This window comes from Halorussus aquaticus (assembly GCF_024218795.1).
GTDB lineage: Archaea > Halobacteriota > Halobacteria > Halobacteriales > Haladaptataceae > Halorussus > Halorussus aquaticus.
In genome coordinates this window covers 1,528,258-1,555,251 of record NZ_CP100400.1, presented here as the reverse complement: position 1 = coordinate 1,555,251, position 26,994 = coordinate 1,528,258, and the positions used below count along the sequence as shown (strand labels likewise).

27 protein-coding genes are annotated in these 26,994 nt (G+C 67.3%); 16 read left to right on the top strand and 11 right to left on the bottom strand.

What is annotated here, in order from left to right:
- Positions 1 to 26: 26 nt before the first annotated feature.
- Positions 27 to 998, bottom strand: coding sequence for a tRNA 2-thiolation protein NcsA (gene ncsA / locus NGM06_RS08055; RefSeq protein ID WP_254269776.1), 972 nt, complete (start codon positions 996 to 998; stop codon positions 27 to 29).
- 265 nt (positions 999 to 1,263) lie between these two features.
- On the opposite strand from ncsA, the gene NGM06_RS08050 reads away from it, so the two are divergent.
- The gene (locus tag NGM06_RS08050; RefSeq protein WP_254269775.1) at positions 1,264 to 1,467 is read left to right on the top strand and encodes a DUF8027 family protein; all 204 of its coding nucleotides are present in this window, start codon (positions 1,264 to 1,266) and stop codon (positions 1,465 to 1,467) included.
- A 14-nt stretch (positions 1,468 to 1,481) separates the two neighbouring features.
- Here NGM06_RS08050 and NGM06_RS08045 read toward each other — a convergent pair whose 3' ends face one another.
- Positions 1,482 to 2,555 (bottom strand): Brp/Blh family beta-carotene 15,15'-dioxygenase, encoded by a 1,074-nt coding sequence (locus tag NGM06_RS08045; RefSeq protein ID WP_254269774.1) that lies wholly within the window; start codon positions 2,553 to 2,555, stop codon positions 1,482 to 1,484.
- Positions 2,546 to 3,397 carry a lycopene cyclase domain-containing protein gene (locus NGM06_RS08040; RefSeq protein ID WP_254269773.1) on the bottom strand — a complete coding sequence of 284 codons (852 nt, stop codon included), beginning with the start codon at positions 3,395 to 3,397 and terminating at the stop codon, positions 2,546 to 2,548. The genes NGM06_RS08045 and NGM06_RS08040 overlap by 10 nt, the downstream gene beginning before the upstream one ends.
- Before the next feature lie 131 nt (positions 3,398 to 3,528).
- Here NGM06_RS08040 and NGM06_RS08035 point away from each other — a divergent pair, with 131 nt between their 5' ends.
- The 5 genes from NGM06_RS08035 to NGM06_RS08015 all read left to right on the top strand — a co-directional run bounded on the left by NGM06_RS08035 (position 3,529) and on the right by NGM06_RS08015 (position 7,723).
- Positions 3,529 to 4,125 carry a hypothetical protein gene (locus tag NGM06_RS08035; RefSeq protein ID WP_254269772.1) on the top strand — a complete coding sequence of 199 codons (597 nt, stop codon included), beginning with the start codon at positions 3,529 to 3,531 and terminating at the stop codon, positions 4,123 to 4,125.
- Between the two features lie 111 nt (positions 4,126 to 4,236).
- Complete coding sequence (locus NGM06_RS08030) at positions 4,237 to 5,283, top strand: zinc-dependent alcohol dehydrogenase (RefSeq protein ID WP_254269771.1); 1,047 nt, start codon at positions 4,237 to 4,239, stop codon at positions 5,281 to 5,283.
- Positions 5,284 to 5,363: 80 nt separating this feature from the next.
- A complete protein-coding gene (locus NGM06_RS08025; RefSeq protein ID WP_254269770.1) occupies positions 5,364 to 5,741 on the top strand; it encodes a 6-pyruvoyl trahydropterin synthase family protein in 378 nt (125 codons plus the stop codon).
- A gap of 3 nt (positions 5,742 to 5,744) precedes the next feature.
- The gene (locus NGM06_RS08020) at positions 5,745 to 6,842 is read left to right on the top strand and encodes a glycosyltransferase family 4 protein (RefSeq protein ID WP_254269769.1); all 1,098 of its coding nucleotides are present in this window, start codon (positions 5,745 to 5,747) and stop codon (positions 6,840 to 6,842) included.
- A complete protein-coding gene (locus NGM06_RS08015; protein ID WP_254269768.1) occupies positions 6,839 to 7,723 on the top strand; it encodes a class I SAM-dependent methyltransferase in 885 nt (294 codons plus the stop codon). Before NGM06_RS08020 ends, NGM06_RS08015 begins: the two co-directional genes overlap by 4 nt.
- A gap of 121 nt (positions 7,724 to 7,844) precedes the next feature.
- Here NGM06_RS08015 and NGM06_RS08010 read toward each other — a convergent pair whose 3' ends face one another.
- Positions 7,845 to 8,990, bottom strand: coding sequence for a site-2 protease family protein (locus NGM06_RS08010; RefSeq protein WP_254269767.1), 1,146 nt, complete (start codon positions 8,988 to 8,990; stop codon positions 7,845 to 7,847).
- 428 nt (positions 8,991 to 9,418) lie between these two features.
- Between NGM06_RS08010 and NGM06_RS08005 the strand changes: the two genes are divergently transcribed.
- Together NGM06_RS08005 and NGM06_RS08000 are read left to right on the top strand one after the other, a co-directional pair.
- Positions 9,419 to 9,814 (top strand): helix-turn-helix domain-containing protein, encoded by a 396-nt coding sequence (locus NGM06_RS08005; RefSeq protein ID WP_254269766.1) that lies wholly within the window; start codon positions 9,419 to 9,421, stop codon positions 9,812 to 9,814.
- Positions 9,815 to 10,198: 384 nt separating this feature from the next.
- Positions 10,199 to 10,846 (top strand): DUF7095 family protein, encoded by a 648-nt coding sequence (locus NGM06_RS08000; protein ID WP_254269765.1) that lies wholly within the window; start codon positions 10,199 to 10,201, stop codon positions 10,844 to 10,846.
- A gap of 286 nt (positions 10,847 to 11,132) precedes the next feature.
- Here the strand turns inward: NGM06_RS08000 and NGM06_RS07995 are convergent, their stop codons facing one another.
- Entirely contained in the window at positions 11,133 to 11,933 is an 801-nt protein-coding gene (locus NGM06_RS07995; RefSeq protein ID WP_254269764.1) for a class I SAM-dependent methyltransferase, read from the bottom strand.
- Positions 11,934 to 12,128: 195 nt separating this feature from the next.
- On the opposite strand from NGM06_RS07995, the gene NGM06_RS07990 reads away from it, so the two are divergent.
- Both NGM06_RS07990 and NGM06_RS07985 read left to right on the top strand, forming a co-directional pair.
- Positions 12,129 to 12,809: an AzlC family ABC transporter permease gene (locus NGM06_RS07990; RefSeq protein ID WP_254269763.1), complete on the top strand. Its 681-nt coding sequence runs from the start codon at positions 12,129 to 12,131 to the stop codon at positions 12,807 to 12,809.
- Positions 12,810 to 13,151: an AzlD domain-containing protein gene (locus NGM06_RS07985; RefSeq protein ID WP_254269762.1), complete on the top strand. Its 342-nt coding sequence runs from the start codon at positions 12,810 to 12,812 to the stop codon at positions 13,149 to 13,151.
- A gap of 88 nt (positions 13,152 to 13,239) precedes the next feature.
- On the opposite strand, the gene NGM06_RS07980 is transcribed toward NGM06_RS07985, so the two are convergent.
- A complete protein-coding gene (locus NGM06_RS07980) occupies positions 13,240 to 14,010 on the bottom strand; it encodes a CPBP family intramembrane glutamic endopeptidase (RefSeq protein WP_254269761.1) in 771 nt (256 codons plus the stop codon).
- Between the two features lie 221 nt (positions 14,011 to 14,231).
- Positions 14,232 to 15,062 carry a deoxyribonuclease IV gene (locus tag NGM06_RS07975; protein ID WP_254269760.1) on the bottom strand — a complete coding sequence of 277 codons (831 nt, stop codon included), beginning with the start codon at positions 15,060 to 15,062 and terminating at the stop codon, positions 14,232 to 14,234.
- A gap of 137 nt (positions 15,063 to 15,199) precedes the next feature.
- On the opposite strand from NGM06_RS07975, the gene NGM06_RS07970 reads away from it, so the two are divergent.
- Entirely contained in the window at positions 15,200 to 15,520 is a 321-nt protein-coding gene (locus NGM06_RS07970; protein ID WP_254269759.1) for a hypothetical protein, read from the top strand.
- A gap of 10 nt (positions 15,521 to 15,530) precedes the next feature.
- On the opposite strand, the gene NGM06_RS07965 is transcribed toward NGM06_RS07970, so the two are convergent.
- On the bottom strand, positions 15,531 to 18,458 hold the full coding sequence (locus NGM06_RS07965) for an LLM class flavin-dependent oxidoreductase (RefSeq protein WP_254269758.1): 2,928 nt from the start codon (positions 18,456 to 18,458) through the stop codon (positions 15,531 to 15,533).
- Between the two features lie 125 nt (positions 18,459 to 18,583).
- On the bottom strand, positions 18,584 to 19,396 hold the full coding sequence (locus NGM06_RS07960) for a lipoate--protein ligase family protein (protein WP_254269757.1): 813 nt from the start codon (positions 19,394 to 19,396) through the stop codon (positions 18,584 to 18,586).
- Positions 19,397 to 19,633: 237 nt separating this feature from the next.
- On the opposite strand from NGM06_RS07960, the gene NGM06_RS07955 reads away from it, so the two are divergent.
- A complete protein-coding gene (locus NGM06_RS07955) occupies positions 19,634 to 20,110 on the top strand; it encodes a YbhB/YbcL family Raf kinase inhibitor-like protein (protein WP_254269756.1) in 477 nt (158 codons plus the stop codon).
- A gap of 54 nt (positions 20,111 to 20,164) precedes the next feature.
- On the opposite strand, the gene NGM06_RS07950 is transcribed toward NGM06_RS07955, so the two are convergent.
- Positions 20,165 to 21,964, bottom strand: a complete 1,800-nt coding sequence (locus tag NGM06_RS07950) for an ABC transporter substrate-binding protein (RefSeq protein ID WP_254269755.1) — start codon at positions 21,962 to 21,964, stop codon at positions 20,165 to 20,167.
- Between the two features lie 309 nt (positions 21,965 to 22,273).
- Here NGM06_RS07950 and NGM06_RS07945 point away from each other — a divergent pair, with 309 nt between their 5' ends.
- A complete protein-coding gene (locus tag NGM06_RS07945) occupies positions 22,274 to 23,188 on the top strand; it encodes a serine/threonine-protein kinase RIO2 (protein WP_254269754.1) in 915 nt (304 codons plus the stop codon).
- On the opposite strand, the gene NGM06_RS07940 is transcribed toward NGM06_RS07945, so the two are convergent.
- Positions 23,177 to 23,323 carry a DUF1328 family protein gene (locus NGM06_RS07940; protein WP_368410472.1) on the bottom strand — a complete coding sequence of 49 codons (147 nt, stop codon included), beginning with the start codon at positions 23,321 to 23,323 and terminating at the stop codon, positions 23,177 to 23,179. The two genes, NGM06_RS07945 and NGM06_RS07940, sit on opposite strands and share 12 nt — an antisense overlap.
- A 249-nt stretch (positions 23,324 to 23,572) precedes the next feature.
- Here NGM06_RS07940 and NGM06_RS07935 point away from each other — a divergent pair, with 249 nt between their 5' ends.
- The 3 genes from NGM06_RS07935 to ubaA all read left to right on the top strand — a co-directional run bounded on the left by NGM06_RS07935 (position 23,573) and on the right by ubaA (position 26,973).
- Positions 23,573 to 25,099 carry an Hvo_1808 family surface protein gene (locus NGM06_RS07935; protein ID WP_254269752.1) on the top strand — a complete coding sequence of 509 codons (1,527 nt, stop codon included), beginning with the start codon at positions 23,573 to 23,575 and terminating at the stop codon, positions 25,097 to 25,099.
- 166 nt (positions 25,100 to 25,265) lie between these two features.
- Entirely contained in the window at positions 25,266 to 25,856 is a 591-nt protein-coding gene (locus tag NGM06_RS07930) for a 50S ribosomal protein L15e (RefSeq protein WP_163522494.1), read from the top strand.
- 283 nt (positions 25,857 to 26,139) lie between these two features.
- The gene (ubaA, locus tag NGM06_RS07925) at positions 26,140 to 26,973 is read left to right on the top strand and encodes an SAMP-activating enzyme E1 (RefSeq protein ID WP_254269751.1); all 834 of its coding nucleotides are present in this window, start codon (positions 26,140 to 26,142) and stop codon (positions 26,971 to 26,973) included.
- Positions 26,974 to 26,994: the final 21 nt, after the last annotated feature.

Genomic DNA, 26,994 nt, shown 5'->3' with positions numbered 1-26,994 from the left:
GCGCAGCAGGTTCGGCGGCGGGAGAATTAGACGGCGTGAATCGAATCGAGGAGCGAACACTTCCGGCAGACGTCGCGCGTGGTCGATGCGCCACAGCGCTCGCACTCGCCGAGTTCGGTGTCGCCCTCGTCGCGCGCGCCGAACTCGCTGGCGGCCAGCGACGCGAGTTCCTCGTAGCCCGCCATGATCGAGTGGCGTGTCCCCGGGTGGTTCTCTTCCAGTTTGTGAAGGAGTTCCTGAATCTCGCCGCGGTAGGCCTCGCTGGCGTGCGGGCACTCCGTGATGTGGGCCGGGAGGTCTTCGAGGTGCGCGTAGAGCGCGACTTCCTTCTCGGGCACGTCCCGGAGCGGTTTGGCCCGCGGTACGAAGTCGTCCTGTTCGCCCCGCTCCTCGAAGCTGCCGAGACTCGCGTCGAAGTGCTTGGCGACCTGCGAGACGTCGCCTTCGAGGAAGTTCATCAGCGCGGTCTGGGCCTCGTCGTCGAGGTTGTGGCCGGTCAGGAGTTTGTCGGCGTCGTACTTCTCGGCGTACTTCGAGAGCAGGTCCCGACGGAACACCCCGCAGTAGGCGCATGCCGCCATCCCCTCGGGGTCTTTCTCGACCACGTCGTCCATCTGTACGTCGAACTCCTCCTCGTAGGTGACGAGTTCGTGGCGGATGCCCAGTTCGTCGGTCAGTTCCACGCAGGCGTCCACGCTCTCGTCGCGGTAGCCCTCGATGCCCTCGTGAATCGTGAGCGCGACGAGTTGGATGCGCGGGTCCTGCTCGAAGGTCCGGTAGAGGATGTCGGTGAGGACGACGCTGTCCTTACCGCCGGAGAGACCGACGACCCACGTCTGGGGGTCCTCGGGCGTGGCGTCGTCGGGAACGAGGTCGTCCTCCCGGATACGACGCCGAACTCGCTTCTCCACGGAAGCGACGAAGTGGTCCTCGCAGAGATGTAGCCCCGAGTAGGCGGCGTGCATCACCGCTTCTCGGCCGCATTTGTCGCAGTCCATCGCGTGTGGGTTTCGGTTCCGGGCGTTTGTCGGTTTCGCCTCGGACTGATAAATGGAATAGCGCGATAGCAAATCGGCATCGAGTCAGAGAGGCGGTGGCTGTGTTCGGGGCCGAGGACCGGCCGAACACCTTCTAAATGATGCATCTCTATCAATTCCTGAGTGGCCCTGAGAGGCGTTCACGGGACCGTTCAGGTCGATTTCGTGGAGAACCGAGACGGCGCCCACCCCGAGTAATAAGACCACCGAGCGCGTACGTCAGTCCATGCCCGTGGGTGGGTACGACCCCGACGACCTCGACGAGAAGCTCTCGGACCTGCTGGACGAGACGGGCCGAGACCCCTCGAACTGGCTGACCGCCGAGGAGATAGCCGCGTGGGAGAACGGCGAGAGTCTGGTGGACCTGCTCGACGAGGAGGACATCCGCGAGTTGTTGCAGGCGGAACGCGACCGCGACGCCGCGAGTTAGTCCGGCGAGCAGAGTCACTCGGCCGACCAGACGCCCTCGCGCAGGTCCATCCACGTGACGACCGTAGTGTGGGGGAGCGTCAGCACCGCCAGCAACACGAGATAGAGACCGAGGAGCGACGCCAGATTCTGGTCGGGTGGGACGACGGACGCGAGACCGGCGAGGACGACCAGCGCGCCGACCGTGTTCGGAAGCGCGTCCCGAGCGAATCCCGCGACCGCGGGGGCGATTCGTCCGCCCGCGAGCGACTCGCTGTCGTTCTCGACGACGAGCAGGCGCGCGACGTGGCGGACCGAGTGCCAGAGGCAGAAGTAGAGACCGACCGCCAGTACCGGCGGGACGACGAGGAAGTAGGCCCACAGCAGGCCGGTTTCGAGCGCGTCGATTCGCCACCCGCGGTCGGTCCGCCCCGTCCCGCGGACGACCCCGACGCCGACGGCGACTAGCGAGAGCGCCGCCAGTCCGCCACCGAGCGCGAATCGGACCTCGGGCCGGAACGCGGCGTCGAGGGTGGCGGCGGTGACGAAGGCCGAGTCGAACAGCCGAATCGTCGCCTCGGCGACCGACCGGTAGACGCCGGGAAACGAGACGAGCGGGACGACCATGGGAATCCCGCCCCGGACCGCGAGCGCGAGCAGGCGCTGGCCGCGGGTCCGGAGGTGGTCGCCGCCGACCGCGAGAAGGACGTAGAGGTCGCCCTGCCCCCAGTGGTAGACGGTCAACAGGAGGAACGAGGCGAACCCGAGGGCGGGCGCGGTCACCCAGACCGCGAGGACGCCCGCGCCGCCGAGGAGGTAGACCGCGCCGACCGCCGCCAGCGGGCGGGACCCGCCGAGGCGCGCGACCGCGAGGTGGTCGGCCGCGCCGTGGGGGAGTCCGAAGGCGACGAAACTGGCGAGGAACGGGAGGTAGCGCGCGACCGTCGGCAGGTCGGCACCGACGCCGAGGGCCACCGCGGCCGCGACCGCCGCGAGGGCGACCCACGCGGGGACGACCGCGATTCGGAACAGTTCCCCGCCGAACCCGTCGGGCGGACCACCGCTGACGGAACCGGTCCCGCCCGAATCGCGCTCGCCGTTCACTGCCATCGGCGACGCACCTCCGCGACGTCCGGAACCCGGGCCGCGAGCGACCCGGCCAGCGACGCGACCGACGGCGGGACCAGTCCCGCGACCGCGTGGACCGGACCGCGCTCGGCGGCCCGGGCGGCCACCCAGTCGAACAGCAGGAGACCCTGCACGACGAGGAGGTTCGTCAGGACGAAGAAAATCGCCTCCTCGACCGGCAGTCCGACGACGTGGATCCCGGTCGAGTAGTCGGGCGATATCGTCCAGAGACCCCTCCCGATGGCGAACCGGTCGGCGACCCAGAGGTACGCCGACGGGACCGCGACCGCGGCCGCGACGAGTCGGCGGTAGCGCCAGACGACCGGGCCGCCGACCGCCCAGAGGAACGCGACGACCGGCCCGGCCCAGACGAGTATCATCCCGAGGTAGTAGGTCCGGGTCGCGCTCACGGTGAGAACCGCCCCGAGCGCCGCGAGCGCGAGCCACGCGACGGCGCCGACGGACCGGGCGTCGGCCCGTCCGGGCGCGTCGCGGCCGGGAACTCCGGGGTCCACTCCGGGCGCGAGCAGGTGGTACCAGAGTCCGGTCGTCACGGTCTGGAGGACGAAGAACAGCCACTCGCCGAGGGGGACGCGGGCGAACCGGGCCGCGACCACGCCCTCGCCGTAGGTCCAGACGCCGCGACCGACGAGATAGCTGTCCCACGGCGCGGTGTAGGCGACCGCGATGCAGACCAGCGCGGCCACGCCCGCGAGCACTCGTCGCGGGGCGTCGGTCCGGCGAGCGACAGCGACGGTCAACCCGACTGCGGGGACCGCGAGGAAGGCCGACAGGAACTCGACGTAGGTGAGCGAACCGGTCATCGTGGGAGTCGAACTCGTTCGCGGCGTTCGCGACCGGGTGTCAAAGTCGATTCGGTACCCGGTCAGTGGGGAGGGCGACCCGTGGCTGTCGGGGAACGGAATTGAGTGACTTCGGCCCGTAGGACCGACGAATGCGCCGCGTAGCCCAAATCGAGGTCCTCCGCGAGTGGCTCCGGGTGGAGCGAAGCCACCCAGAGGTGGACTGGTTCCCCGTCGAATCGCTGGACGAGCGAGCGGCGCTGGACGAACTGCTCGACCGCAAACCCGGCGCGGCCGCGTTCGTCTGGCGGGACGCCCCCGTGCGGTGGTACGAGACGACCCTCGGCCGCGAGGACTTCGCGGACCTCCGCGTGGTCGAGGGACCCGACAGACTGCGGTGGCGCGCCCTCTCGCCCGACGGGACGATTCGCGGCGCGGCCGACAGAATCGCAGACGGGGACCCCGGCGAGTTGACCGACGAGACGGGCGTCGACGTGTCCACGGTGGTGGAGTTCGTGGACGAGATGCCCGACGGTCCGCTGGTCCTCTCGACGCGGGAGGGGTGCGTCCCGCGATACGTGGCCGACGGCAACCACCGCGCGGTGGCGCTGGCGCTCCGGATGCGCTCGGGGGAGTTCTCGCCCCGACGCGCCTACGTCGGCGTCGGCGCGAACCGCGTGGTCCGGCCCCTCCGACAGCGCCTCTGCGGGGCGGTCGAGGACGCGCTCGACGGCTACTTCGGGAGATAGCGTCCCGAACAGTTTCCGGGCGCTGGAACGTTCTCGCGTCGGTTCGGGGCCAAAGAGGCATAAGTCGGCCCGTCGTATCCCGGTCGGACGGCCGAGCGCCGTCGGGGGAGCATGCCAGCACGGTCACTCTACTTCACGGGGGACGGAGCGGTGGAGGTGCGCGAGCGAGAGATACCCGACCCGGACGAGGGGGAGGTTCGGGTCCGAGCCGAGCGGTCGGCGGTCAGTCCCGGCACGGAGCTACTGGTCTACCGCGGCGAGGTGCCGACGGGGATGGCCGCCGACGCGACCATCGACGCGCTGTCGGGTGGGTTCGAGTTCCCGCTCCGGTACGGCTACGCGGTCGTCGGCCGGGTGACGGCGACCGGACCGAGCGTCGATAGCGCGTGGGAGGACCGTCGCGTGTTCGGGTTCAACCCGCACGAGAGCCACTTCTGCGCGCCGGTCTCGGACGTGCTAGCGGTGCCCGAGGACTGCTCGGCCGCGGCGGCCACCTTCCTGCCGAACGTCGAGACGGCGGTCAACTTCCTGCACGACGGCGCGCCCAGACTCGGCGAGCGCGCGGCCGTCTTCGGACAGGGCGTGGTCGGCCTGCTGACGACCGCGCTGCTGGCCGACTGTCCGCTGGACCGACTCGTCACGGTGGACCGCCACGCCGCGCGGCGCGAGCGCTCGCTGGAACTCGGCGCGGACGCCGCGCTCGACCCGGACGGCCACGATTTCGGCGGCGAGGGCGACCCCGGCGAGCGAATCCGGGAGCGACTGGGTCGCGCCGACGAGGAGGCGGCGGGCGCGGACCTGACCTACGAACTCTCGGGGTGTCCGGACGCGCTCGACTCGGCCATCGCGGCCACGGGCTACGACGGTCGGGTCGTGGTCGGGTCGTGGTACGGAACGAAGCCCGCGGAACTCGACCTCGGCGGGCGGTTCCACCGGAGTCGGGTCAGCGTCGAGAGCAGTCAGGTCAGCACCATCGACCCGGAACTCCGAGGCCGGTGGTCGAAGGACCGGCGACTCGCCGTGGCGTGGGACCGACTCCACGAGGTGGACCCCGAGCGGTTCCTCACCCACGAGTTCGACGTCGGCGAGGCCGGACGAGCCTACGAACTGCTGGACGAGAATCCGGCGGACGCGCTCGGCGTGACCTTCCGGTACTGACGGAGGGCGGTGACGCCCCGAGAGTCCTCGAACCCCGCGACCCCCGACTTTCAAGCCGACGGGCGTCGTGCCGTCTGTGAATGTACACCGTCACGGTCCAGCGTGACTTCGTAGCACAGCACTTCCTGACGGTTCCGAACCCCGGACCCGAGGGCGACCTGCACTCGCACCACTACACCGCGACGGTCGAACTCGCGGGCGAGCGACTGAACGAGTACGGCTACCTCGCAGACATCGACGCCGTGACCCAGCGCCTCGACGCGACGGTGGCGCGCTATCGGGACGCGACGCTCAACGACTTACCGGAGTTCGAGGGGCGGAACCCGAGTCTGGAACACTTCGCGCGCCTGTTCGGCGGTCGATTCGAGGAGAGCCTCGACGCGCCCGAGGTCGATACCGTGACCGTCACGCTCCGGGAGGACGACGTGGCGCGGGCGTCCCACGAGCGAGCGGTCTGAGCGATGCACGTCGGACTGGTGGTCTACGGCGACCTCGGGACCACCAGCGGCGGGTTCCTCTACGACCGGAAACTCGCCGCGGCGCTCCGTGACGCGGGCCACCGGGTCTCGGTCGTCTCGCTCCCGTGGCGCGATTACCCCCGGGCGCTCGCCGACAACCTCGACCCCCGAATCCGCTCTCGACTCCGGGGGTTCGACCTGCTGGTCGAAGACGAACTCTGTCACCCCTCACTAGTCGGCCACAACCGGGCCGTCGATGCGCCGATAGTCGCGGTCGTCCACCACCTCCGGAGCAGCGAGCGGTGGCCCGCGTGGCGCGAGCGACTCTATCGCGCGGTCGAGCGGCGCTACCTCCGGACCGCCGACGCGGCAGTCTACGCCAGCGACGCGACGCGGCGCGACGCCGAGCGACTCGCCGGTCCCCGTCCCTCGGTGGTCGCCCGGCCCGCCGGAGACCGATTCGACCCCGACGTGGACACCCGGAGCATCGTCACCCGGGCCGACCGCGACCCCTTCCGAATCGCCTTCGTCGGCACCCTCGTCCCGCGGAAGGGTCTCCGGGTTCTGCTCCGCGGACTCGCCCGCGTCGCGGGCGACTGGCACCTCTCGGTCGTCGGGAGCGACGCCGCCGACCCGGGGTACGCGGACGACGCCCGCGAACTCGCCGAGACGCTCGGAATCGCCGACGGGGTCCGGTTCGAGGGGCGACTCTCGGACGCCGCGCTCGCCGACCGACTCGCCGAGAGCCACCTGCTCGCGGTCCCCTCGCGGTTCGAGGGGTACGGCATCGTCTATCTGGAAGGCATGGGGTTCGGACTCCCGGCGCTCGCCACGACCGCGGGCGGCGCGACGGAACTCGTCACTCACGGCGACGACGGGTTCCTCGTCCCGCCGGGCGACGCCGATGCGGTCGCCCGAGCGGTCGAGACTCTGCTGAGCGACCGCGACCGCCTCCGCGAGATGAGTCTGGCCGCCAGACGCCGATTCGAGCGCCACCCGGGGTGGAGCGAGTCCATGGCGACCGCCCGGCGCTTCCTCCAGTCGGTCGCGGACGAGTCGGGGAGACTCCACGAGAGTCACCGGCAGGAGGCCGAACCGTGAACTTCCAGCGCTACCTCTCGGCCAAGCGGACCGTGGACGAGCGAGCGCTGAACCGCCGCGTCGAGCAACGACTCGGCGAGGAACTCGCGGAGCGGCGACGGACCGACCCCCTGAACGTCCTCGAAGTCGGCGCTGGCGTCGGTTCGGCCGCACTCCGACTCCTCGACCGGCGGTGGCTCCCCGACCGGGTGACTTACACCGCGCTCGACATCGACGAGCGGAACGTCGCGGCCGCCCGCGAGCGCCTGCCGCCGCGCGCCGCCGCCCTCGGCTACGCGGTCCGGCGCGCGGGCGACCGGTTCGTCCTCTCTCGGGGCAGACGGCGCGTCGAAGTCGAGTTCCGAGCGGCCGACGCCTTCGAGTTCCTCGCGGAGACCGACGCGATGTGGGACCTCGTGGTCGCTCAGGCCTTCGCGGACCTCGTCGACCCCGCCGACGCGCTGGCGGCGTTCCGAGACGCGCTGGCACCCGGCGGTCTGGTCTACTGTCCCATCACCTTCGACGGCGAGACGATTCTCGAACCCGTGGCCGACGCCGAGTTCGAGGCCCGTCTGCTGGACGCGTTCCACCGCCACCTCGACCGGTCGGGCGACAGCAGGGCGGGCCGACACCTGCTCTCGCTGGCCGCCGACGCCGGAGACGAGGGCGACGTTCTGGCGGCGGGCGGGTCGGACTGGGTGGTCCGACCCCGCGGCGAGGCGTATCCGGCCGACGAGGCCTACTTCCTCGACTGCATCGTCGAGATGGTCGGGAGCGCGGTCCGCGCCGAGTCGGCACTCGACGACCGGCGACTGTCGGCGTGGGTCGCGCGCCGCCGCGAACAGGTCGAGGACGCGGAACTGGTGTACGTCGCCCACCAGCTCGACCTGCTGATTCGGTGAAACTGTCGCGACGCGAGATTCAGTGGAGAAGTACTCTGGGAGGCTGATTTCGACAGAGCGTGTGTTTCGGAACGTCGGGGCGTCCCCGACTACCGAACGGAATCGCCGCAGACGACCGGTGTCACATGGCGGTCCGCGGTGGGGCGACGCTCCCCGCTTCCCGGCGAATCTGCAACGCCGTCGTCATCTCCGTCGAAGTGATGACGCCCTGAATATCGCCGTCCGCTTCCACGATTGCCGCGTTCACCCGGTCGCGGTTCATCAGCGCGTACACGTCGAACAGCGACGTTTCACCGGTGATTCGAGGGACGTTCGTGTCCATCGCTTCCTCGACCGAAGTCGCCTTCCCGCGACTGCGTTTGAAGTCGTCTACCGAGACGATGCCAGCGACGGTTCCGTCGTCGCCGGTCACCAGATAGGTCGTCCGGCCCTCCTCCACCATTCGCGTCGCGAGGTCCGCCATCGTGGTGTCTCCGGTGACTCTCTCCGTGTCCGTCGCCATCACGTCCGCGGCGGTGACGCCGTCGAGCAGCGTGTCGAGCGCGACGAGTCGCGATTCGCTCGTCGCGCCCCCGTACACGAACAGCGCGAGGAGCAGGAGGAGCGGACTGAACGAGAGGACTCCCAAGATGGCGAAGCCGAGCGCGAACAGGGCACCCACGCGCGCGGCGGTCCGCGTCGCCGTCGCGTACGGTTGCGACCGGGCGAGGAGCGCCCGGAGGACGCGCCCGCCGTCCATCGGGAACGCCGGCAGGAGGTTAAACACGGTCAGGACGAGATTCGTCACCACCAGCCACCCGAAGACGAAGGTCACGACGGGGAGCGAAGCGGGGACGACGAGGACGACGCCGTAGGCCACGGCGGCGACGAGAACGCTGGCCGCGGGTCCGGCGATGGCTATCCAGAACTCCTTCTGCCACTCGCGGGGAATCGTCTCGAGGTTGGCGAGACCGCCGAGCAACCAGAGGGTGATCGAATCGACCCCGATACCGTACCGTCGCGCGGCCCACGAGTGTCCGAGTTCGTGGAGCGCGACGCTGACGAACAACCCGACCGCCGCCAGACTACCGACGAGCCACGGCGTGTTCCCGGCTCGGAGGTCCGCCGCGTCGAGCGGCGACGGGGTGAACCCGTTGATGATGCCGGTGTAGATAGTGATCTGTTCGCCGCTTCCGATGAGCCACGCCAAGACCGGCAGGAACACCAGCAGCGAGACGTTGATTCGAATCGGGATACCCCAGACCGAGGTAATCCTGTAGTTCCACATTACGGAAGCATACGAATTGAGACAAAATATGCTTGGTGGCACATCGCCACCGCCGTACGGTTACTGACTGAACGACGCTTGGTAGAGGTAAGAGAGTAGTCATAAATCAACGAGATAGCCGTGTCCGTTCGAGAGCGGACAGTTCGACGACGAAGGAGAGGCGTGGCCGGTCGTCGGATACGGAGCGACAGAGAGTCGATTCGTAGGAGGCGTGCTGCGATTCCCTGTTCGGACTCCGCCACGGACGTTTGATATACCGATATTCAGTTTACTACATCTGCGGGGGAGGTTCGAGCGAGACCACTTCTGCTGGCCATCGAAGAGGGCGTCGCTGCCGCAGCGAGTGGCCGACACGGGGCGATTGCAGAGCAGTGTTGTGCGCACTATACAAATCCTTTTACGTGTTTGGTCCGTACCGACCGCTAAGAATGGCAGACTCGATGGCCGAATATCTTCAGAGCGACATGGAGTGTGAGGGACTGCTGGAGTGCATCCACGGTCTGAAGGAACTCGACCGGGAGTGCTTCCAGGTCCTCGTCGAGAGCGAGGAACCGCTGACCATCGACGAGATGGCCGACCAAGTGGACCGCGAGCGTTCGACGGCGTACCGCTCCATCCAGCGACTCCTCCAGTCCGGATTCGTCCAGAAGGAACAGGTCAACTACGAGCAGGGCGGCTACTATCACGTCTACCGACCGACCGACCCCGACGAGGTGGCCGACGACATGCAGCGGATGCTCAACGACTGGTACGCCAAGATGGGCCAGTTGGTGCAGGAGTTCCGCGACAAGTACGACCAGCAACCGGTCGCGGCCGAGAACTGAGCGACGCCGCTCGGGTCCCGCCACGCTCCCGCGTTCTCTTTCGGCATCTGATACCCGATATCGCTCTCTTCCCGGGGTTCGACACACACTTCTCTCTAATTTCGACAGACCACGGGACGCGCCGCGCTCGCGCTCGGCCGCACGCAGTGCGGTTGCGGCCGAGCGTCCGTGCAAGCGGGGAGGAACGGGGCGCGGTTGCGGTGCCGCGCGGTAGTACCGTGCCGTGACGGTGCGGTTGGCGTGGCCCTGTACTCCTCGGCTCAAGCAGTAGCTAGCTTCTCGTCACCTCCTGCCCCTTCACGAGATTCGGACTACGAATCTCCGCGATACCGATCGACGCCCAACACAGCACCGTTAACCCGCCCGAACTCTAACACTGCGCCGATGAACCGAGACGAAGCCATCGAACGCGTCGAGGAGATTCTCGCCACCGTCGAGAACGAGACGATGCCCGTTCCGGTCCGGGAGTTGTGGGTCTACGGCGACGTGGCGCTGGGCCTCGACCCCGTCGAGCGACTCGACGTGTACGTCACTAAGGACATCCTCCTGCGCGGCGACGACGCCGACGCCGCCGAGCGGTTCCGGAAGTCCCACGGCGTCGAAGGCGTCGGCAAGACCGTCCGGGCGGAGTGGGCCGAGCGACACCCCGACCTCCTGCGCGCGAACGACAGCGGCCACGTCGCGCCCGAGAGGTGTCTGGCCGCCCACCTCCTGCCCGACGACGAACCCGTCCACCTCGAAGTCTGCAACTCCAGTTTCGAGGACAACGTGACCCAACGACTCGAAGGAGCCATCGCGCGGGAGGCCTACGAGCAGATTCTTGACCCGCGGGGCGTCTGCCTCTGGGCCGACGGCCAGCGGAGCGACGAGGCCCTCCGCAAACTCCGGGAGAGCGAACTCCCCTTCCCGACGCTGCCCGACGCGCTGGAGATGCTGGGCATGGACGAGGTGAAGACCGACGAGGCCGCCGAGGCGGTCGAGTCCTACCGGAAGCGCCAAGAAGGCGCGACGGTCCGGGGCGACGTGGTGTAGCCACTCCACAATCGGTCCGGAACCGGATTGGCGAACAGGCTGTGACGAGTTCGAGTTCGCACGGGAGTCCACAGCGCACCCGCCTCGACTGCCCGCGCGACAGGGTTCAGGTCACGGACGGGGTTCGTTCCGTTCTTGTACTTGAATTTTAGTCGGCGCTGTTGCTCGAACGGAGATGCCCGTCCCACTGGACGATTTTTGCCGTCCACCTCGACGTACGAATCCTCGCTCGTGTCCACTAACACGTCGACGCGAACGCGCTATCGGCGGCGACTGTTCTCCCACTTCAGACCGACCCGACAGTCACGTAGAAAGGGACGACCTCGGCGCGGCGGTACTCGCCCGCGCTCATCTGCTCGACGACCTCGCGGCCCATCTCGCGCCAGTCGCTCCGGAGGTCGTCGTACTCCGCCACCGAGAGGTCGCCCGCGAGCAGGGTCGCCCGGTCGTCGGCCAGTCCCTCGCCGCTGGCCTTCCGGCGGGCCGAGCGCAGGTCTCGCTCGGCGTAGGGCGGTTCGACCGTCCGGGAGTGGTAGTGCTGGCGGGTGGTCACGTCCGACAGTCCCGCCTCGCGGAACGCCCCGCGGGTCCCCTTGCCGCCGAGCGTCACGTCGGTCTCGACGCCGCGGAGGTACGCCCGGCGCGCGCGGGCCGCGAGACCGTCCTCGGACTCGACGGTGGACTCGACCGACACGCCGCCGTTGTCCGGTTCGACCGCGGCCACGAGGTCCGAGGAGACCCGCCGGAACTCCCGGACCGCGGCGGCCGGGTCGGGCAGGTTGATGAGCAGGGCCTGACAGACCACGAGGTCGAAGCAGTCGTCGGGGAAGGGGAGGCGGAGGGCGTCGCTGGCGACCGTCTCGATGTCAGCCTGCTCGCGCGCCACCGCGAGCAGGTCGCGGTCGGCGTCCGCCCCGATTACTTCGCCGGACGTCTCCTCGGCGAGGACGCGGGAGAGTTCGCCCGTGCCGCATCCCACGTCGAGGACGCGCTCTCGCGAGTCGAGTTCGAGGTCGGCCAGCGCCTCGCGGTCGTCCCACATCCCGCGGCGCGTGTCTCGGAGGTAGTCGGCGGAGAACTGTCGCACGGCTGATTCTGGTCGGGCTTGGAGGCGGTCGGTGAAAAGCGGGGCGGTTCCGGCGAGCGAGTCGCCGGACGGTCCGCCCGGCGCGCACGGGCCGCGCTTCGCCGGGCATTCGGTCTGCACCTCGGTGGACGCTCGGTCCGAACGTCTCGCCGGAAAACCAAGGATGATACCCCTCGGTGCGCCTACGAACGGACAGTGCCATCTCCACGTGCAGATTTCCGTTCGGGCGTTCGCGTCGCCCTCCCGATTCTCCTCGGTATCGTTCCGTTCGGAATGGTGGCGGGCGTGGCCGCGGTCAACGCGGGCATCCCCGCGGTCGAGGCGGTCGCGATGTCGGTCGTCATCTTCGCCGGGGCCTCCCAGCTCGCGGCGGCCGAACTCGTCGGCCGGAACGCGCCCGCCGTCGTGGTCGTGTTCACCGTCCTCGTCATCAACCTCCGGATGATGATGTACAGCGCCTCCATCGCGCCGTACTTCCAGCGCGAGTCGGCCCGGTGGAAGGGCGCGCTGGCGTACCTCCTCACCGACCAAGCCTACGCCGTCTCGCTGTTACGGTTCGAGAACGACGAGGACGTCTCCCGGCGGTGGTACTATCTCGGCGTCGGCGGTGCGCTGTGGGTGACGTGGCAACTCGCCACCGTCGTCGGTATCGCCCTCGGCGCGAGCGTCCCCGACAGTTGGCGACTGGAGTTCGCGGTCCCGCTGGTGTTCCTCGCAGTACTGGTCCCCGCGGTCACCGACCGAGCGACCGGTGTCGCCGCGCTCGTCGGCGGAGCGGTCGGGGTCGCCGCCAACGGACTGCCGTTCAATCTGGGACTGATAACCGCCGCCGTCGTCGGCATCGCGGCCGGACTACTGGCCGAGGAGGTGGCGTAGATGGCGACCGACTACGGGTCGGCGACGCTGTGGCTGGTCATCCTCGCGGCGGGCGTCGGGACGTTCCTCATTCGATTCTCGTTCATCGGACTGTTCGGTCTCCTCGACGACGTGCCCGAGGGCGTCGAGCGAGCACTCCGGTTCGTCCCGGCGGCGGTCCTCTCGGCGCTGGTGGTTCCCCAGTTGGTCGTCGTAGACGGAAGCGTCGCGCTCTCGGCCGGGAATCCGCGACTGCTGGCGGGCGCGCTCGCGGCGCTGGTGGCGTGGCGAACCGAGGACGTGCTGGCGACCCTCCTCGCCGGGATGGCGAGCCTGTGGCTCCTGACGTTCGTCTTCGGATAGCGGACCGACGAGTGTGTTCGCAAGTTCGCCGCACACGTCGGTCCTCTTCGAGAGAACTCGTCCCGGTCGTATCACACTACCACGAAACTCACGCGGCGATGACGTCGAACTCGAGCAGAAGGTACGCCGACGCGAAGATAGACGCGTTATAGAGGCCGTGAACGGCCATCGCGACCGGGAGCGAACCGGTAGACGCGTACAGACAGCCGAAGGCGAGACCGACGAGGAGGATGACGAGGAGGGTGACCGCGATACCGAGCGCGGACGGCACGACCACCAGCGTCGGGAGGTGTATCGACGCGAAGAGAACTCCCGCACCGACGACGGCGCTGCGGACCGAGAACGCCCCGGCGAGATATCGCTGGATGACTCCGCGGAACAGCAACTCCTCGGAAGGGCCGATTACGAGGACGGAGAGCGGAACCATCGCCAACAGGAGTAACTGCGTATCGACCGACGTCTGCAGGATGCTCGGGGGAGCGAGGGGGACGCCGGCCAGCGACGCCACCCCGACGATAGCCGACCGTAGCGCGAACAACGCCACGGTCGCACCGAGTACGTACTTCGCGAGCGTTCGGGTATCGGGAATGGAGAGGTCGAGAAAGTCCAGTCCCCGCCCACTCAGTTTCAGAAATCCTGCGCCGACGACGACGAACGCCAGTTCACCGAGAACCGTCGCCGCGACGGTCCGCTCGATACCGGTCAACCCGAGGAGCGCGGGCAACGTGAAGACGCCGTTCACCACGACGGCGACGACCGTCAGGCCCACGGCTACCAGTCCCCGTATCCATCGCGTCCCCTTCGAGGACTCTGGGTCGGCTGCTGCTCCGTCGCTTAGTTCGTTCTCCGATAACTCCATACCAGTGACAGAATTGGGAAATTACTTAGAATTTGTCATTCGGCGGTAACTGCCTCGGCGAGCCGTAGCATTCGGAAAGTACGGTGTCCGTCGTCCGCAGAGCGCCGTGCATCGCGCGGGCGATCCGAACAGCTGTAGCGGACGCGCTACCGGTTCGTAGCGCCGTTTAGTCCCGCAAAGAAGTCGCGCCGACCGACCGGCGTTCGGGACCGAGCGAACGCTCAGTCCTCGCGCAGTTCCTTCACGCGCTCGATGTTCCACGCGAAGCCCTTGCCGTCCTCGTGGGGCGTTTCGAGGACGAGGGGCACGTCTTCGAGGTCGGGGTGGTTGACGAACGCGCGCATCCCCTCCTCGCCGATGAGACCCTCGCCGATGTGGGCGTGTTCGTCCTTGTTCGTCCCGCACTCGTGCTTCGAGTCGTTGAGGTGGACGCACTTCAGGTGCTCCAGTCCCACCACGTCGTCGAACTCCGCGATGGTGTCGTGGACCGCCTCCTCGGTGGAGAGGTCGTAGCCCGCCGCGAAGGCGTGGGCGGTGTCGATGCAGACGTCGAGGTCCTGCTCCGACCGGGTCAGCACCTCGTGGAGGTGTTCGAAGTCGCCGCCCAGTTTCGTCCCCGACCCGGCGTCGCTCTCGATGAGGACGGTGACGCCCTCGGGGATGTCCAACTCGTCTAGCGCGGACGCGGCGTTGTCGAGGCCGCCGTCCACGCCAGCCCCGGTGTGCGCGCCGAGGTGGACGTTGACGTACGGGATGTCGAGTTTGGCCGCGGCGTCGACCTCCTTCTGCATCGAGTCGATGGACTTCGCTCGGAGGTCGTCCTTCGGCGTGCAGAGGTTCACGAGGTACGACGAGTGGATGACCCACGGTCCCACGTCGTTCTCGGCGGACACCGTCCGGAACCGCTCGGCCTCGTCGTCGCCGATGTTCGGGTCCTGCCACACCTGCGGGGAGTGAGTGAATATCTGTCCGCAGTTGCCGCCGTCCTCTATCTGCTCGTCTACGGCGTTGTAGACGCCGCCAGCGATGGATTCGTGCGCACCTACTCTCATGTGTTCGAGGATGGATGGAGGGGTGAAAGGCGCTTCGGAACCGGGGGCCGACTACCGGAGGACCGACGCGCCGACCCGCAGTCGTGGGTCGCGGTACCAGCCCCCACTCTTATTGAACTCCGAACGCTACCGGGTGTGTGCCTATCAGCCTCGAAACCTTCGAACGGGGCGGGGAGCGCTACTCCGTCGAGAGGCGGGTGCTGACGTTCCTCAGGGAGAACGACCAGCAGGCGTACAACGTCTTGGAAATTACCGAGGCGGTGATGGACACCGGATGGTCCGAGGCCAACGTGGACTACCCGGTCGGCGACGGCAACGACGACCTCATCGGTTGTATCGTCGACGTGGCGACCGTGAGCGCGATTCTGGACCGACTCGTGGACCACGGCGCGCTGGAGCGAAGAGTCCTCGACACAGGCGAGGGCGAGCGGAGTTACTACCGGACGAGAGCGACGTGACTCCGGGGTGCTACAGTTCGGGAGGCCGCTCCTCGGCGACGGGGTAGTCGCCGAACAGGTCCTCGCGGTCCGGGAGGCGGCCGCCGTCGTCCGCGGCGACGGTCGTGTAGTTCAGGAAGTACTCGTAGCCGAGGTTGTCGTCGAACTGGTTGCCCGCCCACGTGCCGCCGCCCAGCGAGAGCGTGAAGTCGAGGTCGTTGTTCCCCGCGCCAGCGAGACACAGCGAGGGCTGATTGACCAACACCCGACCCACGTCGATGGCCTCGCCCATGCGCTCGGCGCGGTCGTCTTCCGACGTGTGAATCGTACACGAGTGGCCGATGCCCTCGTACTCGACTATCGACTGGGTGAGGTCGAGCGCCGCGGAGAAGTCCGGCGCTTCGTACACCGTCAGGACGGGCGTGAGCTTCTCGCCCGAGAGGGGGTGGCGTTCGCCGACGCCCTCGCCGTCCACCAGCAGGAAGTCGGCGTCCGCGGCGCGGTCGATGCCCGCCATCTCGGCCAGCGTCCCCGCGTCCGAGGCGATGGCCCGCCGGTCGAGGTGGCCGTCGCGGAAGAGCGTCTCCTCGACTCGGTCGCGTTCGGCGTCGTCGCAGTAGTACCCGCCCGCGACTTCGAGCGCCGTTCGGAGTTCGTCGGCGACCGACGACTCCGCGACGAGCGAGTTGACGTTGACGCAGGTCGCGCCGTCGTCCAGCGGCTTGCTGACCGCGACGAACTCCGCGACCTGCGCGATGTCGGCGGTCTCGTCCACCACGCTGACGACGTTGCCCGCGCCGACGCTGTAGTTGGGCGTCCCCGACGACTGCCCGGCCTCGACGTTGTTCTGGGACCCCGTAACTTGCAGGAGGTCGGCCCGTTCCATCAGCGCGTGGGCCTTCGGCTTGTCTATCTCGCCGGGCACCACCTGCACGAGGTCGGCGGGCGCGCCGACCGCCGCCAACTCCTCGCGGACGTGTTCGACCAACTCCGCGCAGGCGCGCCGCGTCTGAGGCGACGGCGAGAAGACGACGGCGTTTCGTCCCTTCAGCGCGAGCATCGCCAGTTGCGGCACCGTCGCCACGGGGTTGGTCGAGGGGGTGAACGCGCCGACGACGCCGACCGGCTTGGCGACCTCGCGGACGCCGCGCTCGGGGTCGCGCTCCACGACGCCGACCGACGGGGCGTCCCGGAGGTCGGCCAGCGTCCCCTCGACCTGTCGTTTCACCTTGTAGACTTTGTCGGAGACGTTGCCGATGGCGGTGTCCTCCACGGCGGCGCGCGCGACCGGTTCGACGTTGTCGTCCCGATAGGCGGCCCACCCGACCGCTCGGACCAGTTCGTCGGTCGCGGACTGGTCGTAGTCGGCGATGGCGTCCATCGCTCGCTCGGCCCGGGCGACGACCCCGGCCACGAGGTCGTCGGCGTCGAGCGACGCGTCCGCTTCGCCGTCGGCCGGAGCGTCAGGTCGCTCGGACGCCGAATCGGCGGACGCGGCCGACCGCTCCGGACTGCTCTCGGTGGAGGCGGCGGCCGTCTGGGCCGACGCACTCGCAGTCTCGACGCCTCCGCCGTCGGCGGCCGCTGCGCTTCCGGAAGTCGCCTCCGCGGACGGGCCGGGGAACTGCTCGCGGAGGTAGGGCGCGACGTCCTCGCCGAACGCGCGCAACTGGTCGTCCACCGCCTCGCCGCCGACGCCGTTGACCTCGAACGCCGGTTGGAAGTTCAGGCCGTCGAGTCCGCACTCCTCGACGATGCTCGACACCTCGTCCCGGATGTGGTCGGTGTCGCCGACGATGGCGACGCCCTTCTCCACGAACAGGTCGGCACCGTGTTCGCGCAGCGCCGCCGTCGCTTCCTCGTAATCGAGTCCGGAGACCGCTCCGAGCAGGCCCAGCGGCGCGTAGTAGTTCCACTGGTTCTCCAGTCCGCGCTTCCAGCGGTCGAGCGTCTCCGCGTCGGCGGCGTCGGTGTTGAACACGTAGCGGGTGACCGCGACGCCGCGGTTCCGTCGCTCGTCCCACCCGAAGGCGAAGGGTTCGCCGTCGTACTCCGGGCGGTGGTCGGGCCACCCCGCCTGCTCGGCGAACCGGTAGTAGGCACCGATGGCGTCCTCCAGCGCGTCGTTGGGCAGGCCGATGTAGAAGCCGTTGATGCCGCGCTCGGCCGCGAACTTCATCGAGCGCGGCGAGAACGCGGGTTGCCAGAGTTGCGGGTGCGGTGACTGTTCTGGCTGCGGATAGACCGACACCGCGTCGAGCGTCGAACCGCCCGAGACGACTTCGTTCGCCCCGTCGCTGGCGTAGAGGTCCGAGTCGGTCCAGTCGATGACGTCGTCGAGGTCGTACTCGCAGGCGTCGCTCTCGTAGTAGGCCTTCTCCTGCTCGTGGTGCCACTTGGTCCCCTTCGGCGGGACGCTGTGGTACTCGCCGTCGTAGGAGAACACGTCCTCGGTCCACGCCTTCCGGACGATTTCGTACTTCTCCTCGAACGACTCGTAGTTCCGTGGCTGGTTCTGGACGCCGCCGCCCCAGTACTGTCCCATGAGTTCGGCCTCGCGGGGTTGATACCCGCGCCCGATGCCGATTTCGGCGCGTCCGTCGCTGACCACGTCGAGGAGCGCGGCCTGTTCGGCGAACCGGACCGGTTCGTACCACGGCAGGATGCACGACGCCTGCCCGAGGCGCAGGTCGTCGGTCCGGGCCGCGATTGCGGTCAGGGTCTGGAGCGGGTTGGTGCTGACCTCTTGGCCCATCGTCTGGGCGTGATGTTCCGAGAGAAACAGCGAGTCGTAGCCGAGGTCGTCGGCCAGCACGCCGTGGCGAATCTGGTCGCGCATGGCCTGCTTGGCGGCCTCGTGTATCTCTTCGACCGAGGCGTCGGGGACGAGGTGGCCGTCGTCGGTCCGTTCGAGCGGGAGATTGGTCGTCGCGTTGTGGAAGGTGCCGAGGTGAACCACGATACGCGAACATCAAATCAGAGAGACTTATAATTTAGTATTAATTATACTACCAGCTATTTTACCGTTAGCCGTCCCCGCGATACGGTTACGGTTCTCCGATCCCCGACGCACCGACCGAGCGGTCACTCGGTCGGGTCCTCGCGGTCCCGGACCCACGCCTCGCTCTCGAACTTCGCCTCGGCGCGTTCCTCGGCGCGCGCCAGTTCGTCGTCGGTCCAACTCCCGTCGTCGGTCTCTGCCCAGTCGCCGAGGGCGTCCTCGACCGCTTCGACGGCCTCGTCCCGGTCCGCGCCGGACTGTTCGGCGATGCTGGTCACGCGCTCGCGGAACTCCGCGGGCGCGGTGTCGGGGTCGGCGAACGTCGAGAGGTGACGGTCGGCGTCGAGGTCGAACTTGAGCGACCCGTGCTGGACGACCGCGTCCTTCCGGCGGTACTGGGCGTTGCCCGAGATTTTTCGCCCCTCGCCCGCGACCACGTCGTGAGCGGGGTGGAGTTCCCGGAGATAGCAAGCCGGTTGGTGGATTTCGGGGAGTCTCTCGTCGGTGAACCGCGCGTCGATGCCGAGTCGCTCGAACGCGTCGAAGACGGGTTCGCAGAGCAGTTCGTACGTCTCCATCAGGTCGCCCGGCAGTTCGTCGGCGGGCGCGACGATGGAGTAGGAGATATCGGCGTCCCGGTCGTGGTAGATACCGCCGCCGCCCGTCGGTCGGCGCGTCACGGTGATGCCCTCGCGGTCGCAGTAGTTCCACGCCACGGTGTCGGGGTCCTGCCGGTAGCCCAGCGAGAGCGTGCTGGGGTCCCACTGGTAGACTCGGACGGTTCGAATCCCTTCCTCGGCCGCGGTCTGGGCCGCGATTTCGTCGAGGGCCATGTTCATCGGGCCGCGTCGGGACTCCTCTCGAATCAGCCGCCACTCGCGGTCGGACAGGGCCATACCGGGAGTTCGGGCGAGGGTGCCAAGTGGATTGCGAAGCCGAACAGTTAAGTGATTTAGGCCCGCCTAAACTACGTATGGACTTGAACCGATTCGGCAAGACGCGTGCGAAGCGGACTCGAACGTGGGCCGCGGTGTGCGCGGGCCTGTTCGGCGATTCCTCGTCCGACGAGCGCGAGGAGACTCAGTAGCCGTCACGGCTTTTGACGTGGACGGCGACCTGTGAGAGGGGGTACCATGGCAGACGCTTCGATTCGAACTCCGGCGTTCACCCACGGTGAATCGGTCCCCGAGAAGTACACCTGCGAGGGCGAGGACGTTTCTCCGGAACTGACCCTCGCGGACGTGCCGGACGACGCGGCGTCGCTCGCGGTGGTCGTGGACGACCCCGACGCGCCCGCCGGGACGTTCACCCACTGGTTGCTCTGGAACCTGCCGCCCGACACGGTCGAGATTCCCGAGGACGTGCCGCGACGCGAGGCCGTCTCGGAACTCGGCGACGCGAGGCAGGGCGAGAACGACTTCGGCGACGTCGGCTACCGCGGTCCCTGCCCGCCGGAGGGCGACGACCCGCACGAGTACCGGTTCACGCTCCACGTGCTGGACGAGGAGTTGAACGTCGATGCGGGGGTCCCTCGGCCGGAGGTGCAGGACGAACTCGACGCGAAGAGCATCGACTCCGACCGGTTCACCGGGACGTTCTCACGGGAATGAGACCGCATCGAACACCGGGCTAGTACGAAAGAAGCGGTCTCACCGACGCGACCGCTACTGTCCGCCGTTCGGCTTATCCACCGTCGCGTCGTTGAACATCTGGCGACTCGTTCCGGCCGCGCCGAACTTCGGAATCTGGGCGTAGTCGTACCAGAACCGCTGGTCGGTCTGGTGGTAGACGTTGAGGAACACCGTGTCCTGCCAGTTGGCCTCCTCCATCTCGATGTACGCCTCGTTGCGCGCCTGCTCGGCCTGATCGGTCGGTGCGGGGTTCTGCTGGACCGTGGTCCAGGCCCGTCTGGCGCGCTCGGACGCCTCGGTCCCCGACCAGTTGACGTACGAGATGGGCGCGCTCTGGGAGGTGTCGGTCAGCGGCGGGTTGAGCAACTGCAGGAAGTTGTCGGGCGCGGGCCAGTCCATGACCCACCCCAGCGAGTACGCCTGCAGGTTCCCGTTCCGACCGCGCTTGAGCAGGGTCGAGAACGGCGCGGTCTCGATGTTCATGTCGATGAACGCGCTGGAGAGTTTGTCGCGCAGGAGTTGGCCCACCTGCGGCCACGTGTTGGAGCGTTGGTAGACCGTGAACGTGAACTGGTACCGGTTGTCCGGGCCGTAGCCCGCCTCTCGCATCACCTGTCGCGCCTTCTGGAGGTCGGTCTGGCGGTAACTGTACGGGTACTCCTGCTGGGCGTGCTGCTGATAGGCGTCGGGACCACCGGGGTAGATGGCGGGCGGCGTGAAGTGGAACGCGGGTCTCCCGCGGCCCTTGAACACCTGCTCGACCAGTTGCTCCTTGTTCATCGCGTACGCCGCGGCGTGCCGGGCGGCCTGTTCGACCCGGTTCGTGTTGAACCCGATGTAGAACGTGTTGATGGTCGGAACCGCGAGGAAGTTGAGGGTCTCGCCGTTCCGAACCGGCCCGTACGTGCCGACCTCGCGGCCGCGTTCGTCGGTCGTCTCGACCTCGACCTTGTTCGGGTCGTAGAACTCCGTCGGGATGGAGAACGCGTCGGCGTTCTTGTTCATCGCGTAGGTGTACCGCGCGTTCGCGTCCGACATTATCTGCCAGTGGACTCGCTCCACCTCGGCCTTGTTCCCGTAGTAGTTGCCGTACCGCGTGACCGAAGCCTCCGTGTTCGGTTGCCACGACTCGAACTTGAACGGTCCGCACCCGACGGGTTGACTGGTGGCGAACTCGCTGTATTCGAGTTCCCCGTTGTACCCTTGGATGTCGCCGACGATGCCCTCGGGTACGGCGGCGAACGCCGTGTACGCCAGCATCTCCAGCGTCGCGTGGAACGGCTCTTCCAGTTGTATCCGGAGGGTGCGGTCGTCCACGGCTGTGACCGATAGCGTGTCCGGTTGGTAGTTCCCGTCGGCGTCGGTGGAGTGTTTGACGCCGATGGACTGGAGGATGAAGTAGGCCCGCCGCGACTCCGGCGACTGAGCCAACCGCTCGAAGGAGTACACGAAGTCCTGAGCGGTGACCTCCGACCCGTCGTGGAACGTCGCCCCCTCCTTGAGCGTGAAGGTGTACGTCGTGAAGTCGTCGGAGACCTCGTAGTTCTTCGCCAGCAGCGGTTGGACCTCGATGTTCCCGTCCGGGTAGTTCATCAGGGCGTCGAACACCTGCTGGATGACCTCTCCGGAGGCGGTGTCGGTCGCCTTGATTGGGTCGAGGGTACTCATCGTGGAGTTGATGAGGTTGAGCGTGCCGCTTGCGCCCTGCCCCTGCTGGGTCGTCGTCTGTTGAGCGTCCGCCTCTCCCGTGAACGCACTCCCGAGCGCGACGGCCGACGCCGCACTGCCGGTCGCTTCGAGGAAGGACCGGCGGCTCGTGTCTTGTCCCACCATGACAACGGAAAGCACGGCTTCGAGTTGCATTTATCCCCGTATCCGTGAGCGAATACGAATCGCTTGGTAAAATCAGCTAACGCCACAGTTTTTCGGCGGCCGGACCGCGAAACCCTAATCGGCCCCAAATCCTACATTTTGTATCGCAGTAGTTAGTTTATACTTGGTGGCCGCGCACCGGACCCCGAATCGCGCAGCGCACGGGTCCTGTCGGTTCGCACGCTACACGCGCGGAGACGCGGCGTCGCGGTCGAAGCGTCACGTCGGGTTGCGCGGGGCTTTTACCGACCGGGCGACTACGTGACGGTGATGGTCCAGAACGTCGCGGGCATGCTCTCCGAACTGGAGGTGGAGGACTTCCACTTGCTGTCGGGTATCGAACAGGGGATGCGCTTCTCTGAGTGGGTCGCCCGCGAGAAGATTCCGGAGTTCTCACGGCTGACCGCCGAGGAGGTCGATTACCGCATCGACAGGTGTCTCGACCGCGAACTGGTCGAGCGCAAGACGATACAGTACGAGGGCTACAAACTCAAGTTCGAGGGGTACGACGCGCTGGCGCTCCACACCTTCGCGGAGCGCGACACGTTGGAGGGGTTCGGTTCGCCCCTCGGCGTCGGCAAGGAGAGCGACGTGTACGAGGTCCAGTCGTACAAACCGCTCGCGCTGAAGTACCACCGCGAGGGCTACACCAACTTCCGCGAAGTGATGAAAGAGCGCGACTACACGTCCGACCGCGAACACGTCTCGTGGCTCTACACCGCGCGGAAGGCCGCCGAGCGCGAGTACGAGGCGCTCGAAGCGCTCTACCCCGACGTGAAGGTCCCCCGCCCGATAGACCACAACCGCCACGCCATCGTGATGGAGAAGATTGACGGCGTGGAACTCTCGCGGACGAAACTCGAGGACGAGCAGGTGGTGCCGATACTCGACCTGATACTGTCGGAGATGAGCGACGCCTACGCCGAGGGCTACGTCCACGCCGACATGAGCGAGTACAACGTCTTCGTCAACGCCGAAGGCATCACCATCTTCGACTGGCCGCAGGCGACCCCGACCGACCACGAGAACGCCGAGGAGTTCCTCGAACGCGACGTGGACAACGTGGTCGGCTACTTCCGGCGGAAGTACCCCCAACTCGTGCCCGACGTGGACGTTCCGGCGCTCTCTGCGGCCCTCGCGGACGGGACGTTCGAGTCCGCCCGCGACCACGCGTCAGAAGACTAAGGACACGACCGCCAGTACGAGGAAGATTATCACCAGCCACTTGGCGACGTCCATCGAGAGTCCCGCGACCCCGCCCGCGCCGAGCGCGGCGGCGATGATTGCGAGGACGAAGAAGGCGATGGCGAGTTCGAGAATCGCCATGCTATCGACCCCCGAGACACCGCGTCGGTTTCTCGACCGTTCTCACACGTCGGATAGTTCCGAACATGTCTCCGGATTTCTCGTCCACGCGCTTAGTTATCAGGTGGCTAATCCTCGCGGGTCGGCCGAGGACGCCGGGACCCCCCGTGAAACGGTCCGAAACGGTAGACGACAACGCGTGATTTCTCGGGTCTCGGCGGCCCGAAGCCACTTCTGACGGACGATGGTACACGGTCGCGGACTATGCGAACTCCGTTAGCACTCGCACTGCTCGTACTCGTCTCGGCGACGACGACGTTCGTCGCCGTACCGGCCGGTGCGGACGCCCGCGCGCATTCGGACGCGGCGCGGGCGCAGGACGGCGCGCCGCCGGACCCCGAGTCCGACGTGCTCGGGTGGGAGAACGGCTACTGGTACAACGAATCGCTCAGCATCGTTCGCAACGACGGGATAAACGAGTCCGAGCGGCGGAAAATCGTGGCGCGGGCGATGGCGCGCGTCGAGCGCATCAGGCAACTCGAATTTCGGAAGACGGTTCCGGTGAGGGTGATTCCGCGCGAACGGTTCCAGAATCGGAGTCAGGGTCCGGTAGAGGACCGCAGGCGGACGTTCGACAACGTGAAGTTCGAAGCGCTGTTCATGGTCAACGAGACGACGAACTCGCTGGCCGTTCAGGAGCGCAACGCCGGGTCCTCCATCGGCGGATTCTACAGTCCGACCGAGGACTCCATCGTCGTCATCTCGGAGACCAGACCGCCGAAGGTGGACGAACTCACGCTGGCCCACGAACTCGTCCACGCGCTTCAGGACCAGCACTTCGACCTGACGGAGTTCAACCGCTCGACCCGCGAGGAACACAACGAAATCGACGGACTGGTCGAGGGTGACGCGAACTACGTCCAGTATCTCTACACGAAAAACTGCAATCAGAACTGGAGCGGGACGTGTCTCGAACGGACGGGACGGGCCGGTGGCGGGAACGGGACGCTCGCCAACGCCGGTATCTACCTCCTGAAGTACCAACCGTACAGCGACGGGCCGCCCTTCGTCGCCGCGATTCGCAACGAGTCGGGGTGGGACGGCGTGAACGCGCTCTACGAGGACCCGCCCAACAGCACCGAGCAAGTGATTCACCCCGAACTGTACGGCGAGGACCTCCCGAGTGAAGTCGAGTTACGGGACGAGAGCAACGAGGACTGGCGCAGAGTCAAACTGGAAGACAGAGGGGTCAACTACGCCGAGTTCGGCGAGGCCGGACTGTTCACGATGCTCCTCTACCCCAGTCTCACGCAGGAGGGGACAGAGACGGTGATTCCGCGGGAATCGTTCGCCACCCGGAACCCCGCAACGGACCAGAACGCCCTCGACGCGTACAACTACAGCCATCCGACCACGGCCGGGTGGGACGGTGACAAACTCTACGCGTACGTCAACGAGAACGTGCCGGAGAACGAGACGGGCTACGTCTGGAAGACCGTCTGGGACTCCGAGAAGGACGCCGAGCAGTTCGCGGAGGCCTATCGGAAACTACTGAATATCCACGGCGCGCAGCAGGTCAAAGGGCGGCCGAACGCGTGGGTCATCCCCGACGACCGCGAGTTCGCCGACGCCTTCAACGTCGAACGGCGCGGAGACACGGTCGTCGTCGTGAACGCGCCGACGGTGGACCAGCTATCGGGGGTCTCCGCCGACGTGACGCCCGAGGCGGAGTCGAACGCCTCCGGTCGGAGTCAGGTCGCCCGAGCGCAGGTCCCAATCCGAAGTCCTTAAACGCCGACGACGAGAATTCACGGTAACTCGCTGGCAGACGGGCACCAGCGGGCACCTGTGGGCCGGAAGCGGGCGACGCCGCTCGCGTGCGGCCGCAGGACGGGATGTGGCCTCCGAGACGTCGGGTCTCGCGGGCTGAACCACGCAACGCCCGTGGTGACAAACCATGGCAAAAAGCTTCTACTCCCACATCAAGGACGCGTGGAAAGACCCCGGCGACGGCGATCTCGCCGAACTGCAGTGGCAGCGCAAGCAGGACTGGCGCGACCAGGGCGCTATCGAGCGCATCGAACGCCCGACCCGCCTCGACAAGGCCCGCGAACTGGGTTACAAGGCGAAGCAGGGCGTCGTCCTCGCCCGCGTCAGCGTCCGCAAAGGGTCGGCCCGCAAGGAACGGTTCAAGGCGGGCCGACGCTCGAAGCGGCAGGGTGTCAACCGAGTCTACCGACGCAAGAACCTCCAGCGCATCGGTGAGGAGCGCGCCAGTCGGAAGTACCGCAACCTGCGCGTGCTGAACTCCTACTGGGTCGGCGAAGACGGCAGCCAGAAGTGGTTCGAAGTGATTCTGCTGGACCCGGAGCATCCGGCCATCGAGAACGACGACGACCTCAACTGGATCTGCGACGACTCCCACAAGGGCCGGGCCTTCCGCGGCCTGACCAGCGCCGGAAAGAGCAACCGCGGTCTCCAGCAGCGCGGCAAGGGCACGGAACACACCCGCCCGAGCAACAACGGCGGTCAGGGTCGCGGGAAGTAGCGCGGGTTTCCCGCGAAGAAGTAGCGCGGCTCTGCCGCGAAGAAGTAGCGCGGCTCTGCCGCGAAGAAGTAGCGCGGGTTTCCCGCGGAGTAACTTCAGCACCCGAGACGACCGCTCGACGACTCGATTTTCGTTTCTTTCGCGTCACTCACAGTGCGATAGCCGACAGGCCGACCAGCACGACGTAGAGGGAACTGAGAACAAATCGGGTCCGCGACGCGGACGCTCCCCTCCGGAGGTCTTCGACCGCGGATTTATACCTCAAAGCGCCCAACTTCCGGCCATGAGTCTCTCGCTGGACCCGGAGCAACTCGACCGCTACTCCCGGCACATCATCATGGACGAGGTGGGACCGGAGGGCCAGCAAGCCCTGCTCGACGCCGCCGTGCTGGTAATCGGCGCGGGCGGTCTGGGCGCGCCGGTCATCCAGTACCTCGCGGCCGCGGGCGTGGGCACCCTCGGCGTCGCCGACGACGACGAGGTCGAACTGAGCAACCTCCAGCGCCAGATAATCCACGGCAACGACGACGTGGGGCGGCCGAAAGTCGAATCTGCGGCCGACTTCGTGGCCGATCTCAACCCCGACGTGGACGTGCGGACCCACGAGGTCCGAGTCGAACCCGACAACGTGGAGGGCCTCGTCGCCGACTACGACTTCGTGGTGGACGCCACCGACAACTTCCGGACGCGCTACCTCGTCAACGACGCCTGCACGCTCTCGGGCACGCCGTTCTCCCACGGCGCTATCTACAAGTTCGAGGGGCAGGTCACGACGTTCACCACGGAGGGACCGTGCTACCGGTGTCTGTTCCCCGAAGCGCCCCCGGAGGGGATGGTCGCCGACTGCGCGAGTACCGGCGTATTGGGCGTCCTTCCCGGCACCATCGGTAACATTCAGGCCACCGAGACGGTCAAGTACCTGCTCTGTGAGGGCGGAGGCCTCGACGCGGCCGAACTGCTCGACGGCCGGATGGTGTTCTACGACGCGATGGCGATGTCGTTCGAGGAGGTCGAGTTCCGCCAGAACCCGGACTGTCCGGTCTGTGGCGACGACCCCATCGACTCGCTGGCGCAGGTGGAGTACGCCGAGGAGTCCTGTCCGGTGAACGCCGACTGAGAGCAGGTTGCCGAACTCGTT

Excerpts from the sequence above, each read along its gene's own strand:
- ncsA (WP_254269776.1), bottom strand. The coding sequence starts at position 998 with ATGGACTGCGACAAATGCGGCCGAGAAGCGGTGATGCACGCCGCCTAC.
- NGM06_RS08050 (WP_254269775.1), top strand. The coding sequence starts at position 1,264 with ATGCCCGTGGGTGGGTACGACCCCGACGACCTCGACGAGAAGCTCTCG.
- NGM06_RS08045 (WP_254269774.1), bottom strand. The coding sequence starts at position 2,555 with ATGGCAGTGAACGGCGAGCGCGATTCGGGCGGGACCGGTTCCGTCAGC.
- NGM06_RS08040 (WP_254269773.1), bottom strand. The coding sequence starts at position 3,397 with ATGACCGGTTCGCTCACCTACGTCGAGTTCCTGTCGGCCTTCCTCGCG.
- NGM06_RS08035 (WP_254269772.1), top strand. The coding sequence starts at position 3,529 with ATGCGCCGCGTAGCCCAAATCGAGGTCCTCCGCGAGTGGCTCCGGGTG.
- NGM06_RS08030 (WP_254269771.1), top strand. The coding sequence starts at position 4,237 with ATGCCAGCACGGTCACTCTACTTCACGGGGGACGGAGCGGTGGAGGTG.
- NGM06_RS08025 (WP_254269770.1), top strand. The coding sequence starts at position 5,364 with ATGTACACCGTCACGGTCCAGCGTGACTTCGTAGCACAGCACTTCCTG.
- NGM06_RS08020 (WP_254269769.1), top strand. The coding sequence starts at position 5,745 with ATGCACGTCGGACTGGTGGTCTACGGCGACCTCGGGACCACCAGCGGC.
- NGM06_RS08010 (WP_254269767.1), bottom strand. The coding sequence starts at position 8,990 with ATGTGGAACTACAGGATTACCTCGGTCTGGGGTATCCCGATTCGAATC.
- NGM06_RS08005 (WP_254269766.1), top strand. The coding sequence starts at position 9,419 with ATGGCAGACTCGATGGCCGAATATCTTCAGAGCGACATGGAGTGTGAG.
- NGM06_RS08000 (WP_254269765.1), top strand. The coding sequence starts at position 10,199 with ATGAACCGAGACGAAGCCATCGAACGCGTCGAGGAGATTCTCGCCACC.
- NGM06_RS07985 (WP_254269762.1), top strand. The coding sequence starts at position 12,810 with ATGGCGACCGACTACGGGTCGGCGACGCTGTGGCTGGTCATCCTCGCG.
- NGM06_RS07980 (WP_254269761.1), bottom strand. The coding sequence starts at position 14,010 with ATGGAGTTATCGGAGAACGAACTAAGCGACGGAGCAGCAGCCGACCCA.
- NGM06_RS07975 (WP_254269760.1), bottom strand. The coding sequence starts at position 15,062 with ATGAGAGTAGGTGCGCACGAATCCATCGCTGGCGGCGTCTACAACGCC.
- NGM06_RS07960 (WP_254269757.1), bottom strand. The coding sequence starts at position 19,396 with ATGGCCCTGTCCGACCGCGAGTGGCGGCTGATTCGAGAGGAGTCCCGA.
- NGM06_RS07955 (WP_254269756.1), top strand. The coding sequence starts at position 19,634 with ATGGCAGACGCTTCGATTCGAACTCCGGCGTTCACCCACGGTGAATCG.
- NGM06_RS07950 (WP_254269755.1), bottom strand. The coding sequence starts at position 21,964 with ATGGTGGGACAAGACACGAGCCGCCGGTCCTTCCTCGAAGCGACCGGC.
- NGM06_RS07945 (WP_254269754.1), top strand. The coding sequence starts at position 22,274 with ATGGTCCAGAACGTCGCGGGCATGCTCTCCGAACTGGAGGTGGAGGAC.
- NGM06_RS07935 (WP_254269752.1), top strand. The coding sequence starts at position 23,573 with ATGCGAACTCCGTTAGCACTCGCACTGCTCGTACTCGTCTCGGCGACG.
- NGM06_RS07930 (WP_163522494.1), top strand. The coding sequence starts at position 25,266 with ATGGCAAAAAGCTTCTACTCCCACATCAAGGACGCGTGGAAAGACCCC.
- ubaA (WP_254269751.1), top strand. The coding sequence starts at position 26,140 with ATGAGTCTCTCGCTGGACCCGGAGCAACTCGACCGCTACTCCCGGCAC.